Origin of the sequence: Treponema sp. UBA7570, from assembly GCA_002477955.1 — a bacterium.
In the GTDB taxonomy this organism is placed as follows: domain Bacteria; phylum Spirochaetota; class Spirochaetia; order Treponematales; family Treponemataceae; genus Treponema_D.
The window spans coordinates 83,473-100,640 of record DLLE01000028.1; the positions used below are offsets into that span (position 1 = coordinate 83,473).

Genomic DNA, 17,168 nt, shown 5'->3' on the forward strand with positions numbered 1-17,168 from the left:
GCTATTTTGAAAAGAATTTCTTAATTCTATCAAAAATTCCAACTTTTTTATTATTTTTTGAACTTACTTTTGAAGCAGGCTTTTTATTTTGTCCGTTAAAATTCTGCTTTTGAGACGATTTTTTTCCGCTGTTTTTTGAAAAATTATTTTTCGCGTTTTTGCCAGATTTCCCGTTTTTAGAAGAACCGGCATTTTTCAAAGAATTCTTCGATGCCGACGATTTTTTATTTTCCGAAAAAGAACTGCCTGTTTTTGAAAAGCTTGAATATTTTTCCTTATAATATTTCATTCTTTCATCAGCAGTCATTTCGCTCAATTTTGCAAGCTCTTCATCGGTTGAGCGGCGTTTTGCAGAAGATTTTGAATTCACATTTTTTTCGTATCTTCCTGCCGATTTTCCATCTTGCTTTCTTTCTGAGCGCCTTGAGAATGATTTTTGTTTTCGCTCGCGTTCTTCCCGTTTTTTTTCAGAATCAAGTTTTATATAAACATTGCGGCTCTTATCTTCAACAAATTCTTCCTTATCTGCAAGTCTTGAAGGAATCTGTTTTTCGATATAACGCTCAATCGGCATTAAAGAATAAACGTCCTGCTCAGAACAGAAACTGTAGGCTTTTCCGCTTTTTCCGGCACGAGCGGTACGTCCAATTCTGTGAACATAATTTTCCGCTTCGTTAGGCAAATCAAAGTTTACAACCATCGCAAGGTCGTTCACGTCAATTCCGCGCGCCGCAACATCGGTCGCAATAAGACATTTTATTTTTCCGTCTTTAAAATTATCCATAATCTTAAGACGGCGGCTCTGCGGCAAATCTCCGATTATAAATTCATTTTTAACGCCGTTCAATTTTAGACGTTTTGAAAGAATTTCGCACATTTTTTTTGTATTGCAGAAAATAATCAGGCTTTCAGGATTTTCTTTCTGCAAAATTCCAAGCAAAAGAGGAATTTTGTCATCGCTCGCAACATGAATAAGCTCCTGATCGATTTCATCAACCGTAATATTTTCTGCCTCGATTACGATTTCTTTTGCGTCTTTCGTATATTCCCAGGCAAGGTTTTTTACATAAGAATTCAAAGTTGCAGAGAAAAGCATTGTCTGGCGAATGTCAGAGCCTGGTAAAAATCTTACGATTTTTCGCAAATCTGGATAAAACCCCATGTCAAACATTCTGTCAGCTTCGTCAATTGCAAGATAGGCAACACTGTTCAAGTCCATTTTTTTTGATTCGTGCAAATCAATTATACGGCCTGGAGTTCCGACAATAATATCAACACCCTTTTTAAGTTCGTCAATCTGATTTTCGTAACCAACTCCACCATAAAAAGAAGCAGTTTCAAGACCAGAAAATTTTCCGAGCTTTTTGGCTTCTTCTTCAACCTGAACAGCAAGCTCCCTCGTCGGAACCATTACGAGCGCTTTTTTGCCTTCGTTTTTTCCGCCGCTCAAAAGCTGCTGCATAATTGTCACAAGAAAAGCAGCCGTTTTTCCAGTTCCAGTCTGAGACTGAACATAAAGATCGCTTCCATCGAGCGAAACTTCAAGCACCTGTTTTTGAACCGGTGTACATTCTACATAACCGGCTTCGTCAATTCCTCTAAAAAGGCTTTCGTTTAAATTTAATTCTGAATAATTCATAATGCCAACACTAAAAAATTTGAAAAAAGTAATTTACCAGCATCTGCAAAAAGAACCACATAAAAGGCAGAAATTCTAAAGATGCCGTCAATTTTTAATTCATTGTATTTAACAACTTAAAAACGCAGTTTTAAGAAAAACTCTGAAAATTATACTGTTTATTGCACTTTGTTTCAACTTTAATGCAATTATGCTATGTATTTTTTCAAGTTTTTCGGATATATTTTTTATTTATGCAAAATAACGATAATACACAGAAAAAACTTCAATATCAGGCAGAACTTTTTGCAAACCGCCTTTCAAAAAAATACAAGCTTTTAAAAAAATGGGCGCGCAAAAACAGAATAAGCTGCTACCGCCTTTACGACAAGGACATTCCGGAAATTCCTCTTGCAGCCGACATCTACGAGTTTCTGCCGGACGAAATTTCCGACAAAACAGGATGCGCTTTCTTTCTCCGCGAAAACGACCTAAACATTTCGTCAAACGACCAAAACGCAATCTCAGAAACAAAAATGCGCACTTATCTCCATCTCTATCTTTACGAGCGCCCATACGAAAAAGACGAATCTGAAGAAGAAAAATGGCTTGACTCAATGGCAGAATCAGCCGCAAAAGTTTTACAGATTCCGCAGTGCCATATCATAAAAAAACTCCGAAAAAAGCAAAAAGGCGACAGCCAATACGAAAAACTGGAAACTCAAAATAAAATCGAAGGAACGACACAAGAATGCGGCCAGCTTTTTAAAATCAACCTAAGCGAATACCTCGATGCAGGTCTTTTTTTAGACCACCGCCCTTTACGAAACCTTGTCCGACAGACAGTTCAAGGCAAATCTGTACTAAACCTTTTCTGCTACACAGGAAGTTTTTCAGTTTATGCGGCAGAAGGAAGGGCAAGCCGCATCGAAAGCGTCGATTTAAGCAACACATATATTTTATGGGCAAAAGAAAATATGGCATTAAACGGCTTTACAGACAATGCAAAATACTTTTACACACGACAAGATGCAACAGGCTTTTTAAATCAAAAAAATGCGGAAGTTCCAAACGAACAGGGAACAAACCGCTACGACACAATAATCCTCGACCCGCCAACTTTCTCAAATTCAAAGTCTACGCAAAACGTGCTGGACATAAACCGCGACTGGCTCGCTCTCTGCGAAAAATGCCTCAAAATTCTAAAACCAAAAGGCACTCTTTATTTTTCAACAAACAGCCGCCGCCTCTCGTTCAGCGAAGAAGAGCTGCGTCAAAAACTTCCAGAACTCAAACTCCAGATTCAAGACATAACAGTCCAGACAATTCCAGAAGATTTCAACGGCAAAAAACCACACCGCTGCTGGAAAATCTCATTATTTTAAATAAAAAGCAGGGCGTTCCGGCTTACACCGCCGGGTGTTTCGCGGTTCCGCCTTTTGCTTCATTAAAATTGCAGTTTCGCAAAACAAAACTGCAATTTTAACGGCTTCCCCGCCGCTGCACCCCCTAACGCAAAATTCATTCAAACAAAAAAAATCCACCTCAAAAAGAAGTGGATTCTTTCAATCAGACAAATTTTCTTACTTTGATTCTTTGTTTGTAAGACCAAAACGTTTGTTGAATCTTTCGATACGTCCTGCTGTATCTACAAGTTTTTGTTTTCCTGTGTAGAATGGATGGCAGGCAGAACAAATTTCAACATGAATGTTCTGTACTGTTGAACGTGTTTCGATTACATTGCCACACTGGCATGTAATTTTTGTCATTTTGTATTCAGGATGAATACCAGCTCTCATTTTTTATCTCCTTTACTGCTTGCCCGGCATTAAAGCAACCCCAGTCACCACTAGCTTACGCAAAATAAAAAAAGCGTTTCTATCATTCCATCACTGTTAGGAAACAAGTTAATACCACAAGCGTATTTTTAATTTTACATTTTTTGCAAAGCTTTAGTCAATACCAAGTCAGCCTAATTTATAGCCGCAGAGCCTGTATTCATTGCCGCAAGAAAAGCTTTATTATCCTTGCTTTTTTTCATTTGCTGCAAAATAAGTTCAGTAATCTCAATGTCTTCCATTGGCGCAATAACTTTGCGCAAAATCCAAATTTTCTGAAGCTCATCTTCTGTAAGCAAAAGCTCTTCTTTACGGGTTCCAGATTTTTTAATATTGATTGCAGGAAACAGTCTTCTTTCTGCAAGCTTGCGGTCAAGGTTAATTTCAGAGTTTCCAGTTCCTTTAAATTCTTCAAAGATAACCTCATCCATGCGGCTTCCTGTTTCAATGAGAGCCGTAGAAACAATCGTCAAAGAACCGCCCTCTTCTATATTGCGGGCAGCGCCAAAAAACCGCTTAGGCTTATGCAAAGCATTAGAATCAACACCGCCAGACAAAACTTTTCCGGAAGTTGGAACTGTAATATTGTATGCACGTGCAAGACGAGTGATTGAGTCCAAAAGAATTACTACATCGCGTTTATGCTCTACAAGACGTTTTGCCTTTTCAAGAACCATCTCTGCAACCTGAACGTGACGTGTAGCCTGTTCATCAAACGTTGAAGAAATAACTTCTCCCTTGATTGCGCGCTCCATGTCTGTAACTTCTTCCGGACGCTCATCAATAAGAAGCACAATTAAATAAACTTCCGGGTTATTCTGAATTATTGCGTTTGCAATTTTCTGCATAAGAATTGTTTTTCCGGCTTTTGGAGGAGCAACAATCAAAAGACGCTGGCCTTTCCCAATTGGAGCAAACAAATCAACAATTCTACCAGAATATTCATCGCTTACAGTTTCCAAACGCAATTTTTCATTTGGATAAAGCGGAGTCAGATTTTCGAATGGAACACGCGTCTGTGCTACGCGAGGTTCATCAAAATTTACGGTTTCGATTCTTAAAAGTGCAAAAAAACGTTCACCTTCTTTTGGAGAACGGGTCTGTCCGTAAACAGTGTCGCCGGTTTTAAGATTAAAAAGACGAATCTGGCTCGGACTAATATAAATATCATCCGGTCCAGGAAGATAACTGTTCTGCGGAGAACGCAAAAATCCGTAGCCGTCAGGAAGAATTTCAAGAGCACCAGAAGCAAAGATAAGTCCGCCATGTTCTGTATGCGCTTTAAGAATATTAAAAATAACTTCCTGCTTTTTCATTGAAGGAATATCTTCTTCGGCACAGCCGTATTGAATTGCCATAGAACGCAATTCCGGCATGCTCATTTTTGTAAGGTCATTGATTAAAAGACGTGGTTTTGATTCGTATTCTTCAGGATTTTCGATTATCTGGGCAGCGGCTGTCGCTTCGTCTCTGGCGGCGTTTCTTGCAGCAATTCTTTCTCTGTAGGAAGTTCTTCTGTTATTGCCGTTGTTATGCTGGCGATTGTTATAAGCGCGTTCTGTTCTTTCGGCTCGTTCACCATCTGTTTTTGAAACTACAACCCTTCTCCGCGGTTTTATAACAACTCGAGTCCGGCGCCCTTCCGTTTCTGAAGGATTTTCTTCTGTTTCCGTCGCAACAGAAGATTCTTCGGAAGCAGGATTCTCAGGCTCATCTTCTAACGAACAATCTTCTTCAGCTTCGTTAACTTCCGGTTCTGCAACAGATTCTTCCTGAACTGGTGCCGGACTTTCAAAAGATTCTGGCTGAATATCCAACTCCAGCTGATTTTGAACATCCTCATTATCATTTTTCAAGTCTTCGGATTTGTCCAAAAAACGGCGCTTAATCAATGCCATTTTAATTCTCCATAAAAAAAATAATAAAAACTGTAAAATTTTATAAATTATCTACAGACTTTTTAAATTAAAAATATCCATCTGTAAAATTATTAAAAACGGTTAAAAAAACTAAAAACTTTTCAAGGATTTTTCGTTAAAAGAATTGATTACTTATTATATTATTCTAGCAATAAAAAAGTCAATAAGATTTATTTTTTAATCAAAAGACTCCAAATTGCTGTTTTAATGAGGCAAATCTGATTTTATAAGCAAAGCCTGTTTAAATTCGTCAGAGGCAACAGAAAAAATATCAACATCTGGAGGATTCTGCAACATCGTAACACTGCCTTCAAAATCTACATTGTCAGCAATCCTTATTCTTCCAGTCACAACATCACCAAAAACACTGCTTCCAGAACACATTTCGACACGTTCTTTTGCTTCTATATTGCCTTTTACTTTTCCAGAAATCACAAGAGAATTTACTTTGATTGACTCCACATCGCAAAGTGCGGTTTTGTCAATTTCTAAATCTCCGGTCGCATTTATTTTTCCGCTGAATTTTCCTGTAATCACAAGATTGTCAGTAAACTCGAGTTCTCCGTCAAATTCTGTTTCCTGACCAAAAACAGTCAGATTTTTTTTCTGATTTCCTTCTTTTTCAACTCTTTTATTCAGTTCAATATTTTGCGACATATCTACTATTTTACCTTATTTATTTCAACTTCGCAATACAGAAAATTTTCAGAAAAAGGATTTATCATTTTCTTCACTTTGCCAAAACCGTCGATATAGCAGGTTTGACCGCTGTTTGAAGAACGAATCATCGGAATTCCATTTTCCATTGAACAAAAGCTTGCGGCCGCAAGATGCTGCATCTGACAAGCTCTGCTATAACTCCAGGAATCATTTGAAAGGCTGATAAAAAGCTCCGCCCCCATTTTTGCCATTTTTTCGCCGACTTCAGAAAAAGTATCTTCAAAGCAAATTGGAGTTCCGATTAAAATTTCTCTAAACTTTAACAGCTTCATTTTTTCACCTTCAAGCCAATAACGGCCGCTTATTACGCTCTGCTGGTAATACTCAGGAAAAAATCCTTTCAACGGAAAATCTTCAGAAAAAGGCACAAGATGATTTTTTTTGTAAACCTGCCAGTTTGGAAGCACTGTCTGTCTTGAATTAACAATTGGCTTTATTGGGGAAAACAAAAGAGCGCTGTTATAATTTTTAAAACTCGTTCCAAGAATAAAGTCGCATTTTTTTGAATTTATGTAATCAAAAAGGTCAATCGCCATCTCAGAACGCTCATCTTCGCGTCCAAAACGCAATTTTTTATCAAAAGCAGAAACCACATCAACAACAACGCTGGTTTCCGGCCAAACAACAATCTGAATGTCAGGATGCTGCATAAGAGCCTTATCTGTAAGCCGTTTTAAGCTTTCAATTTCTTTTTTATACTGCTCAATTCCATCTTTTCTTGGCTCCGCATTATTTTGAATTAAAACCGTCTTCAAAGTTGAAGAAGGCTCTGTTTCTTCAACAAAAAAACCTATAAAAATATGCTGAATAAAAAGAACTGCAAAAAACAGCGCTCCACCAGCCTGCACAAAATTAAAACGTCTGTATTTTATGACATAAGAAACATTCGCAACAACAATACAGTTAAAGAAAATAATTAAAAAATCCAGTCCCCAAATTTTTGTATATCGGACAGCTCTTGTTAAAACAGGAATTTTCCACTGAGTATAAGCAGAAACTCCGTATCCAAAGGCAAAATATCCTTTTGTAAAAAGGAATTCTGCAAAAAAAAGAATCAGAATATTAAAAATAAAAGCATATTTCCTTGTTTTTGAAAAAAATTGCAAAAGAGCAAAAATTATAGCCCAGTAAACTCCAAAAAGAGAATAAACACCTAAAGCCGCAAACACATCGTAACGAATAAGCCAAAAACAAAAAAGAAAATAACTGATAAAACCATAGGCAAAGCCTGCCAAAGCAGATTTTTTCAAGCTAAATTTTGGAATTATAAATAAAAAAGGAATATAATAAAACCAAGCTAACAAAAAAAGCCCGTTTTTAAAAATAAAATTAGGATGTGAAAGGAATTTTAAGAAAGATGATAAAAGAACAGAAGCGACTACCTGAATCAAGGCTCATCTTCCTTTTTTACTCAACAGTAGCCGAAGATTCAAAAACAGGAAGATCCCAAAGGGATTTTTTTAATTCCTGTCCAGCCCTAAACGCAGCCACAAAATGCGGCGCAACGGTAAGCTGCTCTCCTGTTTTTGGATTGCGGGCTTTTGAACGACCTTTTCTCAAGCGAGGTTCAAAAGTTCCAAAACCACGAAGTTCAATTGTATTGCCTTCCTTTAAGGCATTTTTTAATTCATCCAAAAGTTGTTCTACAACATCCTGGACGATTTTTTTTTCGCATTGCGCTTTTTGGTAAACAGATTCAACTAAATCATATTTTGTTACTTTTTTAGCAGACATTTATTTACCTCACAACATTTTCAGAAAAAAAAATTCCTGATGACGCAAGCGTAAACTTTACGCCATCAGGTTTTTAGGCATAGAGAATGCCAAATTATTTTGCAGGAGCTTCAGCAAATGAAACGTTAAAAAGTTTCGCCATGCGTGACTTTTTGCGAGAAACAGCATTGCGTGTAAGGACACCCTTACTACGTGCAGAGTCAAGCTTAGATACTAAAGTTGTAAGTCTTTCCTTAGCAAGCTTTTCGTCTTTAGCCTGAACAGCTTCTACAAACTGTCTTGCATAAGTACGAACTTCACTTTTAATTGCTTTGTTGTGCAAGCGACGAACTTCGCTCTGTGCATATCTTTTTTCTGCAGATGATTTTTTTCCAGCCAAAGGAGGCACCCCCAAATAAAAACTTTATAAATATTAACAAACGAACGATTTATAGTCAATATGGATTTTTTGTTAATTCGTATCAATATATCAAATTAGAGTTTTATTTTAAAGTTTTTTCACTATATGTTTTTTAAATCTTGACACAGAGTTTCTAATTTATTATACTATTTGAACATATTCGAATATTTTTTGGAGGATAGTCATGGCTGGTGCTAGTAAGAACTCTCGTACAACAGTTGCAACACAGAAATTTGAATGCCCTGAATGTGGTGGCGAAATTGTAATGAAAACTTTGTACGAAAACGGAAGACTCCGCAACGTAGCTGAGTGTTCAAAATGCAAACTCACAAAACGTCGTCCTAAAGATTTTAGAAAATAAATTTCTTATAGCGACCATATAACCCCCGCAGACCAAAGTACACGGTTTTGCGGGATTTTTTTTGCATACAAACGCATTGCAAAATCATTCAAGCAAATAAAAATTCAATCAAGTCAACTAATCAATAAGGGCTGCGACAGCTTGCGCTATATTTTCTACAGAGTCATACATTTTTTTTGTTTCAGGAACACTCGAAGTAAAGATCTTTCCGTACTGCTTTTCTACGATTCTTTTATCTAAAACAACGATTGCACCTTTATCAGAATTTCTGCGCATCAAGCGTCCAAATCCCTGCCTAAATTTTATAACAGCATCAGGAACAGACAATTCCATAAAAGAACTTCCGCCTCTCTGCTGTATCATTTCCGACTTTGCTGCAAAAACAGGATTATTAGGAACACCGAACGGCAATTTTGCAATAATTACCTGAGACAGGCTGTCGCCGGGAACATCAACACCTTCCCAAAACGAATCTGTTGCAAAAAGAACACTCGGCTTATCTTCTCTAAAGATTTTTAAAAGCCGGAATCTGTCATCATCTCCCTGCTTTAAAATTTTTATCCCCGAAAGTCTGAGCGCATTACGGGCTATATCGCAAGCATGTTTCAAAGATTCGTAAGAAGTAAACAAAACCAGCGTTTTTCCGCCAGCCGCACGAATCAAACGGACAATTGAATCTTCAATATAACGCTGATATTCAAAGGCATTTTCCGGAAAAGGAGCATCCCTCGCAACTGCAAACAGAACATTCGTTTTATAAGGAAAAGGCGAAGGAAAATCCCCTTCTAAAATACGCTCTTCTTCAGCAAAAAAAACTCCTGAGCGCTTTTTCCAGTAATTAAAAGATTTTCCTATGCTCAGCGTGGCAGAAGTACAGACAACGCTGTCCATCGGCTCAAAAACACCTTTATTCATCGTCTGCGAAATATCAAGCGGAGTTTGAACAAACTGAACGTAATAAGGATTTTCAATATTTTTTGCAACTGCCGAACTAAGCTTTGATTTTTGAATCCAATATACAAAATCCGGATGTTCGTTCCATGACAAAAAACTGCCAAGAACAACCGCAGAATCTTCAAGTCTTCTCAAAACGCTTTTTGTTTCGTACAAAACAGGGCTGTCTTTTGCTTCTTCTGGAATACAGTCAAAAAGCTTGCGGACATTTCCTGTAAAATCCACAATATGCTTTTGCAAAACCGACATTGAATGAAGAACGTTCACAAACTGAGTCTGAGTATTCTTAAAAAGCCTTAGAGTGTATTCGTGCTCTAAAAGCGCAAGTCCGGCATCTTCAAGCCCGTTCAAAGCGACTTTTATTTGATTTACGCTTTCAATCAGAGAGTCCGAATTTTCTTCTGAAAAAGAAAGAGAAAGAAGCGTGAATAAAAAGCCAGCGGCAACACCTCTCCTTGTCCTGTATAAAAGATTAAGCTGTTTTTGAATTTTAAAACGGTTTATCTGATTGCTAAAAAAAGAGGTTGCGGCATCCTCAATTCCGTGAGCTTCGTCAAAAACAATGCGCTTATAAGGCGGCAAAACAGCGGTATCTTCAAAGCCTGCTCCTTCAAGCCGGGATTCAATATCTGCAAATAAAATATGGTGGTTTACAACAAGAATATTCGCATCGGCAGCCTCTTTGCGAACCTTCATCACAAAGCATTTTTCCCGAAACGGACATTTCATCCCCATGCAGGCATCCGCTTCCGAGTTTACCTTCTGCCAAACATTTTCCGAAGGCATAAAAGAAAGGTCGCTCCGGCTTCCAGTCGGTGTATTTTTTGACCACTCAAAAATTTTATCAAAAATTTCCTGTTCTTCATTGAATAAATCGCGCTCTTTTTCAGTTTCATCAAGTCGGCGCAAACACAAATAATTCTGCCGGCCTTTTACAAGAACTGCCTTTATTTTTTTTCCTATGATTTTTTCTGCCGCAGGAATATCTTTTTCAATCAATTGCTGCTGAAGATTTATAGTTCCTGTTGAAACAACTACTCTTTCCTTGTTTTCGACAGCCCAAAGCATCGAAGGAATAAGATAAGAAAAAGATTTTCCGACGCCAGTTCCCGCTTCAAAAATACCAATTTTGTTGCCGTTTAGCGCGCTTACGATTTTTCTTACAAGCTCAAGTTGAACAGGGCGCTCCTCATAGTCTGTAGATTTTTTAGCTAGAGGACCGTTTTTCGAAAGATAAAAGGCAACTTTTTCAGAATTTAACTTTTTTATAACACGAGGTAGAACTGGTTCCATTACAACATAAACTTCAGAAACTTCGTTGTTTATTATGTAAAATCCCTGGGCATTTTCAGAGCATTCTGAAGCAACCATAAGATCCGCGTCAGAAGGATTGAGATTTCCAGAAGGATGGTTATGAATAAGGACAGAACAGTTTCTCTTTTGCGAAAAATTTACCGGGACAGAATTCAAAGAACCTCTGGCACCGACACTGACAGAAACCACAACTCCGCTTTCGTTTATCAACCCTGAAAAAAAAACTTCATTTCCAGAAGCGTTTTTTATCTGGGCGCGCATTTCCGCTCTTGCATTATCCGAAAACCATCTGTTAATTTCCATCGCTCCGCCCCTAAAAAACAAAAGCGCAAAAAAAAGCCTTGCAACTTTTAGTTACAAGGCTTTTACATCTCCTAGCAGAATTGAACTGCTGTTGTCGGGATGAAAACCCGATGTCCTAACCACTAGACGAAGGAGACTTGTTTATATCATCTGCAACGCAGTTGACTATTAGATAATAACAAAGCATAAAAATTACGTCAATACCTCAAAAGTTCTTTTTTTGAATTTTTTATAACTTTTTGTTTATTTTTTTTCTAATCAATTTTACATGCTAATATCGAGCTTTTTAAGAAGTTTTTCTTTAAAAAGCTTTTCATCCGCAAGTTCCAGCCCCATAGCTTCAGCAGCAGACAAATCGTCCAAGGCTTTTTCGTCTTCTCCAATTTTTGAATAGGCGACGGCCCGTCTGTAACGTGCATGAGATTGAAATTCATTTATTTCAAGAGATTTAGAAAACGCTTCTATTGCTTTTTCGTATTTTAAAAGAACTGTATAGACTATTCCAATATAGTAGTAAGAGCGGAAACCATTTTCATCATATTTTACGCTTGACTCAAAATCTTTTAGCGCATTTTTATAATCATTGGAAGCAAAATAAGCCATTCCTCGGTGCTTAAAAACTACGGAAAGAACAATATCCGCAGGAACAGGCTTTGATTCAAGAATTTGGGTATAAATTATGATTGCCTTCTGCATTTCGCCGTTATTATGCGCATGTATAGCGTCAAGCAACATATCATCAATCGTTCCCCTGACAAACTGGCTTGCTTTTCCAATTTCTTTAGTGTCGTTTTTTAGCTTAGATTTTTCTTCTTCAGAGAATTCTCCGGTTGCTTCGTCAACTTTTTCGTAAAAAGATTCCCTGCGCTCAGACGTTTCAAACTGAAGTTTTTTTTGATAATCACGAATTTCCTGAAAGATCGTATCCGCAAGACTTAAACTTGCATTTATAGAAGCAAGTTTTCTTCTTAAAGGCATATCAAACGGAGAAAATTCTGTTTTATAGATAAGCTCGTGCTCAACTTCCGCCCAGGCATCCTGCAAAATCGTCCTTATCTGAATTTCACAGACAAGTCCGTCAGGAACTTTTTCAGAATTAGAATCAGGCATACAGTCAGCAGGTATTGAAATCAAAACATGTATCGATTCATATCCAAATTCCCTAAAATTATCACCGCTGCCTTTATATTCAACTTCTTTAACCGTAAAATTTTTGCGAATCTGCTGCTCTACTTCATGCAAATCTTCTATGAAGGCACAAATAATTCTTATGCCAATCATATCGGTCAGTTCGACAAGTTTTCCTCGAAAAGAAAATTCGTCAGCCTTAAGACGTAAAATTTTTCTGTAATACGAATTAAAAGATTTTATTCTTGATTTATAAGTTGGCATTGAAGCAAGCTTTATCGTTTTTTTAAGTTTTGCTTCAATTTTTTGCATTATTTCTGAAAGAACCTGATTATAAGACTCGTAGATTTTTTTGATTTCGTATTTGTGCGGAATTGAAAAAGTAATTTTGCTCATTGATAAAATTTAACATTGAAAATAAAAAAAAGCAAATTAAGAAATTTTGAGCATAAAAAAAACCGCCCGAAAAACACGGACGGTTTCCAGAAGTTTCCTTTATTTAGAAAACTTATTTAGCATCTGCTGCCTGACCACCATTAGACTGAGCATTAGAAGTAGAATTTTCATCAAGTGAAGATGAGAATGAAGCTTCTGTTGCCATCTTAGATTTTTCAAGGTAGCGGTTAACCTGCTTGTTACCAAAACGGCTCATTTCAAAATTCTGACGAGCAGATTCTTTCTTTGTTACGATTCCCCAAAGATCCTCGTCAGCAATGTCGCGTTCAGAAGTAAGTTCTGCTTTGTCGTAAATAATTTTTACATCTTTGAAATAACCGATGAAGTCATCACCTACGTGAGAAGCATCGCGTGTAATCTGGAATCCAGCAAACTTAACAAACGGAAGACCACGTGGATAGATCGGATAAATGCGAATTTCGCGTGTACGTACTTCAGAAATATAATCCGGGTTGTTCCAAGTAAGAGTCTTCCAACCGTCAAATCCGAGGTATCCCATGAAGTAACGGCGAGTTACACCATCTGTATCTCCAAGAAGAACGTAAAGCCCATGAGGAAAATTCATACCCAAGGTTGTAACAGCAATTGATTTGATTGTTCCAACATTTTTTACAACACCGTAAGCTGGAGAATCATCACTGTCAGCTTCGAACAATGTGCGTCCAGAAGCTTTTTCTTCGTCTGTCTGTGGCTGACGGTTGCCATTTGCATCTGCTGTTGAAAGCGGTTCATAAGCAGGAATTTCGAATGGAGGAACAATTTTTGCATTTGCATTATATGCTCCAGATGGGAATACTATGCGTACACCCATTACATTTTTTCCAGCAAATGGCACTTTTGCACTTTCACGAACAGGCGCAGGCACAACCTGAGAGTTAGCGAGAGCACCTACAGTCTGAGCCGAACTGTTGAGAACGATTTCCCAATCTCCAAGGTACAAAGAAGTCTTCATAAGATCTCTCTGCTCCTGGTCAAAAGTTGCACCAGCTGCAACACCATAATCCATAATTGTGCGGCTGTTTTCAGGGATTTCAACATCGCTGTCCTGAGCTTTGATAGTAATATCAGCATCAAGAGTTGTGAAATCGATAAGTGTTGATTCCTTTGCAAATACAGATGCACCCAAAAGCATCATTCCTGCAACGGATAAAACGAAAGTTTTCTTCATTCGAAGCTCCTTATATTCGATTGATGTAGCCTTGTTATTCAATAATTATTCTATAACCAATTGCTTTTGTCAATTGTTTTTCGCTTGGATTTTATCGTCCAAAAAGACGGATTTTCCATCAATAAAGAGTTCTATTTTCTTTACAGATGGAAAATTAGCCTTTACATTCATCTGCAAAAGTTCATAACTATTTTGCAAATTTACGTCCGGCGAAAAATTCATAATCGCCTGTTCAGAGAGGTTTAAAAACAATGTTCCTTCACGCAAAAAACAAAAAATCACGCGTGTGCCTAGCGGAAAGAACGGCCTTGCACGCTGCGACATAGGTCCTGAAAGCAGCTCTTCAACATAAAGAGTAAGTTTTGAACTGCCTTCTACGTCCGGAACATTTCTATTTTCATAAACAAGATTTTGGCTTCCGGCAATATTATACCGAAACGAATACCTAAAGCCCCGGAAATTAAGCAAATAAAAGAAAAGAGAAACAATAAAAACAACAAGAAGAACAAAAATCAACTGAACTTTCCGGTTGTTTTTTAAAAGTGAAGAAATTTTTTTCATCATTTCGAACCTGTAAATCCTCTTGAACGCTCAAAATGCGTTACAAAAGCAGATAATCCATTATATATTCCAAGGGAAAGCTTCTGCAAGTAAGATTCATCTTTTAAGAGAAGTCCTTCTTTCTGGTTCGTAAGAAAACCAAGCTCAACAAGAACTGCCGGCATATTTGAATTTCTGACGACGAACCACTCTTCAGCCTTGATTCCGCGGGCAGAAGAAAGATTTCCGACCTGAGCCTGCATTCCGTCCATTATGAATTTTGCAATCAAAATACTTTCCGTTGTGTATTCTTCTTCCATCATCGAATTCATAACCGTGTACAAATCATTGTCTTCAATGCTGCCTTTTTCAAGAACCGTGCGCCTGTAACCTGGAGAAAGATACCAGACTTCAAAACCAGAGGCTTTTTTGTCGAGCGAAGCATTTACATGAACAGAAACATAAAGAATCGCTTCCTTGTCCTTAAGTTTTATTGAATTTGCAATTTCAGTACGCTGCGAAAGCGAAAGAAAAACATCTTTTGAACGCGTAAGCTGAATGTTTTTGTCGGGATATGCGGCTTTTAAGCGTGAATAAAGCATTTTTCCGACAGAAAGGTTTATCTCTTTTTCTGTTACAGTGATTTTTTTGCCGTTGACAATGTGAGTAAATTGCGCCCCTGGATCTTTTCCGCCATGTCCGGGATCAATCAGAATTGCACCGATTTTAAATCCATTTTGGGAATTTTCCGTCTTAAAAAGACTTTCCGCTTCATTCAAAAAATTCTGGCTTACAAAAACTGCACCATCTGTTACCTCCGGACTGTCTACAAGCACAAGTTTCTTGTAATCTTCAAGAATAAAATCATCGCCTTTTCTAAAAGAAACCTGATGTCCGTTTTTTTCGAGGATTCCGCTTTCAGAAAGGCTGTCCCAATAAACTGTAATTCCTGATTTTGCGCTTTCTTCAAGAAGATTAAGCATTTTTCTTTGAGCAGAAAGAGGAATTAAAAAAATAAAGAACAAAACTGAAAAAATTTTATGATTTTTATTCACTTTTTTTACCGTCTATTGTTTTTTTTGCCGTGTACAACATGCCCTGAATTGAGCCTCGCAAAGCCGACTTCCAGAATTTTTTTCCGTCAAGCTCTTCGTGGTCAGGGAAAATTGAATCAAATTTTTCGACGACCTGGGCAAATGAGCAATGATTCCAATCGCAAATCTGATTTTGAACGTTTTTTATTTCTACCGGAACAAAATCCGCTATTTTTGCATTTGCAGGAATATTGCAGATTTTTGACCAGTCGAGTTCAACATCAAATGCTGAAGGTGGAAAACCTTTTTCGTCCGCCAGTTCAATTTTTTCAAGAAAATCTTCGGTCTTTTTATTGTTTGTTTCGAGAATTAAAGTAATTTTATTCAAAGCGTCATAAGCCGCTTTTTCGGCATTTTTTCTGTCAGAAGCCTTTGTGATTATGTTTCCGCATTTTTCTACGTTGTTGCGCGGAAAATTCACTTCATCGCCATTTTTTGCCCGTGGAAGAACTTCCTCTACCCCGCAAACTTCCGAAGCTTCTTTTAAGCCACGAATTTCTGCTATTTTTCCGGGAATGCTAAGCCACGCGCGCTCTGCGCTCACATTTTTTGACTCAAGCTCATAAAGCTCAAACGGCTGAACGCTGTTTTTTACGGACCGGTGCGGATTCCATTCAATTTTTTTGCGGTTCCTTAAAATATAATCAGGTTCCATTCCGACAGATATTTTTAACGCTTCTTTTGTAAGAAAACAGCCGGAAGAAAGTGGAAAAGTCCATCCGCTCATGTAGCCGCCAGAAAGACGGGCTGCGATTTCTCCAATCATAGGACCGTTTTTTGTATATTTTATATCTGCCTTTGCGACTCCCTGAGTTAAACCGAGGGCTTTTGCTCCAAGGGCAAAGGTTGCAATAAGTTCGTTCTTGATTTTTGAATCGGCCACAGAAGGCATTGTATGTCCGGTTTCGATAAAATACGGCGGATAATAGATGTGTCTGTCGGCAAAACCTGTAACCGTAAAAGTTCCATTGTAAATGAGCGCGTCAATGCTAAATTCTGCGCCTTCCATATAATCTTCAAAAATCGCTTTTCTTGTGCGGCTGTTATTTATTGCGCAAGAAACCGCAGGTTTTAATTCTTCTTCTGAGCGAACAAGCCTGCAACCACGGCCTCCCATGTTGTCGACAGGCTTTATAACTTTTGGAAAAGCAATTTTGTTATTTCTTGCAAGAACCAAAAGTTCTTCCAGACGTTTTTCATCAATTTCTTCAAATTCTGGACTCGGAACTCCATTTTTCTTAAAACATTCGCGCATTCTGACTTTATTGGAAGCGTTCAGGCAAGATTCGTACCTGTGCCCAAAAAGACCAAGATGCTCTGCAACGTAAGCTGTATTTGCCGAAAAATCAGTGCCAGCCGTAAAAACACCGGCAATAATCATTCCTTTTTCTTTGATTTTTTCAGCAAGATGAACCAAACCGTCCTTGTCTTTTAAATCGACAGGCTCAAAAATATCTGCCATTTTGGAGCAGACTGCGTCAGGATTTCCATCAGCAACAACTGTCTTAAAACCAAGTTCCTTTGCAGCACAGATTGCAGGTTTTTGCATAAGTCCTGCGCCAAGTATGATTACTGCTTTTTCGTTCATTTTTAAAATTTTCCTTTTTAAATTCGGTTTTTA

Annotated in this window: 15 protein-coding genes and 1 tRNA gene; 2 read left to right on the plus strand and 14 right to left on the minus strand. The window is 37.8% G+C overall.

What is annotated here, in order from left to right; all coding sequences use genetic code 11:
- Position 1: 1 nt before the first annotated feature.
- Positions 2–1,639 (minus strand): DEAD/DEAH box helicase, encoded by a 1,638-nt coding sequence (locus tag B4N75_RS03120; protein ID WP_296667455.1) that lies wholly within the window; start codon positions 1,637–1,639, stop codon positions 2–4.
- Positions 1,640–1,872: 233 nt separating this feature from the next.
- Here B4N75_RS03120 and B4N75_RS03125 point away from each other — a divergent pair, with 233 nt between their 5' ends.
- The gene (locus B4N75_RS03125) at positions 1,873–3,003 is read left to right on the plus strand and encodes a class I SAM-dependent methyltransferase (protein ID WP_296667453.1); all 1,131 of its coding nucleotides are present in this window, start codon (positions 1,873–1,875) and stop codon (positions 3,001–3,003) included.
- Positions 3,004–3,201: 198 nt separating this feature from the next.
- On the opposite strand, the gene rpmE is transcribed toward B4N75_RS03125, so the two are convergent.
- From rpmE to rpsT, 6 genes are all read right to left on the minus strand, one after another.
- Positions 3,202–3,417, minus strand: a complete 216-nt coding sequence (gene rpmE / locus B4N75_RS03130; protein WP_078930325.1) for a 50S ribosomal protein L31 — start codon at positions 3,415–3,417, stop codon at positions 3,202–3,204.
- A gap of 173 nt (positions 3,418–3,590) precedes the next feature.
- The gene (rho, locus tag B4N75_RS03135; protein ID WP_296706560.1) at positions 3,591–5,354 is read right to left on the minus strand and encodes a transcription termination factor Rho; all 1,764 of its coding nucleotides are present in this window, start codon (positions 5,352–5,354) and stop codon (positions 3,591–3,593) included.
- A 225-nt stretch (positions 5,355–5,579) separates the two neighbouring features.
- Complete coding sequence (locus B4N75_RS03140) at positions 5,580–6,032, minus strand: bactofilin family protein (RefSeq protein ID WP_296667449.1); 453 nt, start codon at positions 6,030–6,032, stop codon at positions 5,580–5,582.
- Positions 6,033–6,037: 5 nt separating this feature from the next.
- Positions 6,038–7,486 carry an apolipoprotein N-acyltransferase gene (lnt, locus tag B4N75_RS03145; RefSeq protein WP_296706561.1) on the minus strand — a complete coding sequence of 483 codons (1,449 nt, stop codon included), beginning with the start codon at positions 7,484–7,486 and terminating at the stop codon, positions 6,038–6,040.
- A 16-nt stretch (positions 7,487–7,502) separates the two neighbouring features.
- On the minus strand, positions 7,503–7,829 hold the full coding sequence (locus B4N75_RS03150; RefSeq protein WP_296019845.1) for an HU family DNA-binding protein: 327 nt from the start codon (positions 7,827–7,829) through the stop codon (positions 7,503–7,505).
- A gap of 94 nt (positions 7,830–7,923) precedes the next feature.
- On the minus strand, positions 7,924–8,208 hold the full coding sequence (gene rpsT / locus B4N75_RS03155) for a 30S ribosomal protein S20 (RefSeq protein WP_296019848.1): 285 nt from the start codon (positions 8,206–8,208) through the stop codon (positions 7,924–7,926).
- A gap of 205 nt (positions 8,209–8,413) precedes the next feature.
- On the opposite strand from rpsT, the gene B4N75_RS03160 reads away from it, so the two are divergent.
- On the plus strand, positions 8,414–8,590 hold the full coding sequence (locus tag B4N75_RS03160; RefSeq protein WP_143592590.1) for a hypothetical protein: 177 nt from the start codon (positions 8,414–8,416) through the stop codon (positions 8,588–8,590).
- 117 nt (positions 8,591–8,707) lie between these two features.
- Here the strand turns inward: B4N75_RS03160 and B4N75_RS03165 are convergent, their stop codons facing one another.
- From B4N75_RS03165 to B4N75_RS03195, 7 genes are all read right to left on the minus strand, one after another.
- Positions 8,708–11,161, minus strand: a complete 2,454-nt coding sequence (locus B4N75_RS03165) for a helicase C-terminal domain-containing protein (protein WP_296706562.1) — start codon at positions 11,159–11,161, stop codon at positions 8,708–8,710.
- Between the two features lie 65 nt (positions 11,162–11,226).
- A tRNA-Glu gene (locus B4N75_RS03170) sits at positions 11,227–11,298 on the minus strand.
- A gap of 127 nt (positions 11,299–11,425) precedes the next feature.
- Positions 11,426–12,685: a (p)ppGpp synthetase gene (locus tag B4N75_RS03175; RefSeq protein WP_296019853.1), complete on the minus strand. Its 1,260-nt coding sequence runs from the start codon at positions 12,683–12,685 to the stop codon at positions 11,426–11,428.
- A 112-nt stretch (positions 12,686–12,797) separates the two neighbouring features.
- Positions 12,798–13,913 carry a flagellar filament outer layer protein FlaA gene (locus B4N75_RS03180; RefSeq protein WP_296019855.1) on the minus strand — a complete coding sequence of 372 codons (1,116 nt, stop codon included), beginning with the start codon at positions 13,911–13,913 and terminating at the stop codon, positions 12,798–12,800.
- 69 nt (positions 13,914–13,982) lie between these two features.
- Positions 13,983–14,477: a GerMN domain-containing protein gene (locus B4N75_RS03185; protein WP_296019858.1), complete on the minus strand. Its 495-nt coding sequence runs from the start codon at positions 14,475–14,477 to the stop codon at positions 13,983–13,985.
- The gene (locus B4N75_RS03190; protein WP_296668255.1) at positions 14,474–15,508 is read right to left on the minus strand and encodes an N-acetylmuramoyl-L-alanine amidase; all 1,035 of its coding nucleotides are present in this window, start codon (positions 15,506–15,508) and stop codon (positions 14,474–14,476) included. The genes B4N75_RS03185 and B4N75_RS03190 overlap by 4 nt, the downstream gene beginning before the upstream one ends.
- Positions 15,501–17,135 (minus strand): ATP-grasp domain-containing protein, encoded by a 1,635-nt coding sequence (locus B4N75_RS03195; protein WP_296706563.1) that lies wholly within the window; start codon positions 17,133–17,135, stop codon positions 15,501–15,503. Before B4N75_RS03195 ends, B4N75_RS03190 begins: the two co-directional genes overlap by 8 nt.
- Between the last annotated feature and the right edge of the window lie 33 nt (positions 17,136–17,168).

Coding starts and splice junctions, on each gene's coding strand:
- B4N75_RS03120 (WP_296667455.1), bottom strand. CDS start 1,639: ATGAATTATTCAGAATTAAATTTAAACGAAAGCCTTTTTAGAGGAATT.
- B4N75_RS03125 (WP_296667453.1), top strand. CDS start 1,873: ATGCAAAATAACGATAATACACAGAAAAAACTTCAATATCAGGCAGAA.
- rpmE (WP_078930325.1), bottom strand. CDS start 3,417: ATGAGAGCTGGTATTCATCCTGAATACAAAATGACAAAAATTACATGC.
- rho (WP_296706560.1), bottom strand. CDS start 5,354: ATGGCATTGATTAAGCGCCGTTTTTTGGACAAATCCGAAGACTTGAAA.
- B4N75_RS03140 (WP_296667449.1), bottom strand. CDS start 6,032: ATGTCGCAAAATATTGAACTGAATAAAAGAGTTGAAAAAGAAGGAAAT.
- B4N75_RS03150 (WP_296019845.1), bottom strand. CDS start 7,829: ATGTCTGCTAAAAAAGTAACAAAATATGATTTAGTTGAATCTGTTTAC.
- B4N75_RS03160 (WP_143592590.1), top strand. CDS start 8,414: ATGGCTGGTGCTAGTAAGAACTCTCGTACAACAGTTGCAACACAGAAA.
- B4N75_RS03165 (WP_296706562.1), bottom strand. CDS start 11,161: ATGGAAATTAACAGATGGTTTTCGGATAATGCAAGAGCGGAAATGCGC.
- B4N75_RS03175 (WP_296019853.1), bottom strand. CDS start 12,685: ATGAGCAAAATTACTTTTTCAATTCCGCACAAATACGAAATCAAAAAA.
- B4N75_RS03180 (WP_296019855.1), bottom strand. CDS start 13,913: ATGAAGAAAACTTTCGTTTTATCCGTTGCAGGAATGATGCTTTTGGGT.
- B4N75_RS03185 (WP_296019858.1), bottom strand. CDS start 14,477: ATGATGAAAAAAATTTCTTCACTTTTAAAAAACAACCGGAAAGTTCAG.
- B4N75_RS03195 (WP_296706563.1), bottom strand. CDS start 17,135: ATGAACGAAAAAGCAGTAATCATACTTGGCGCAGGACTTATGCAAAAA.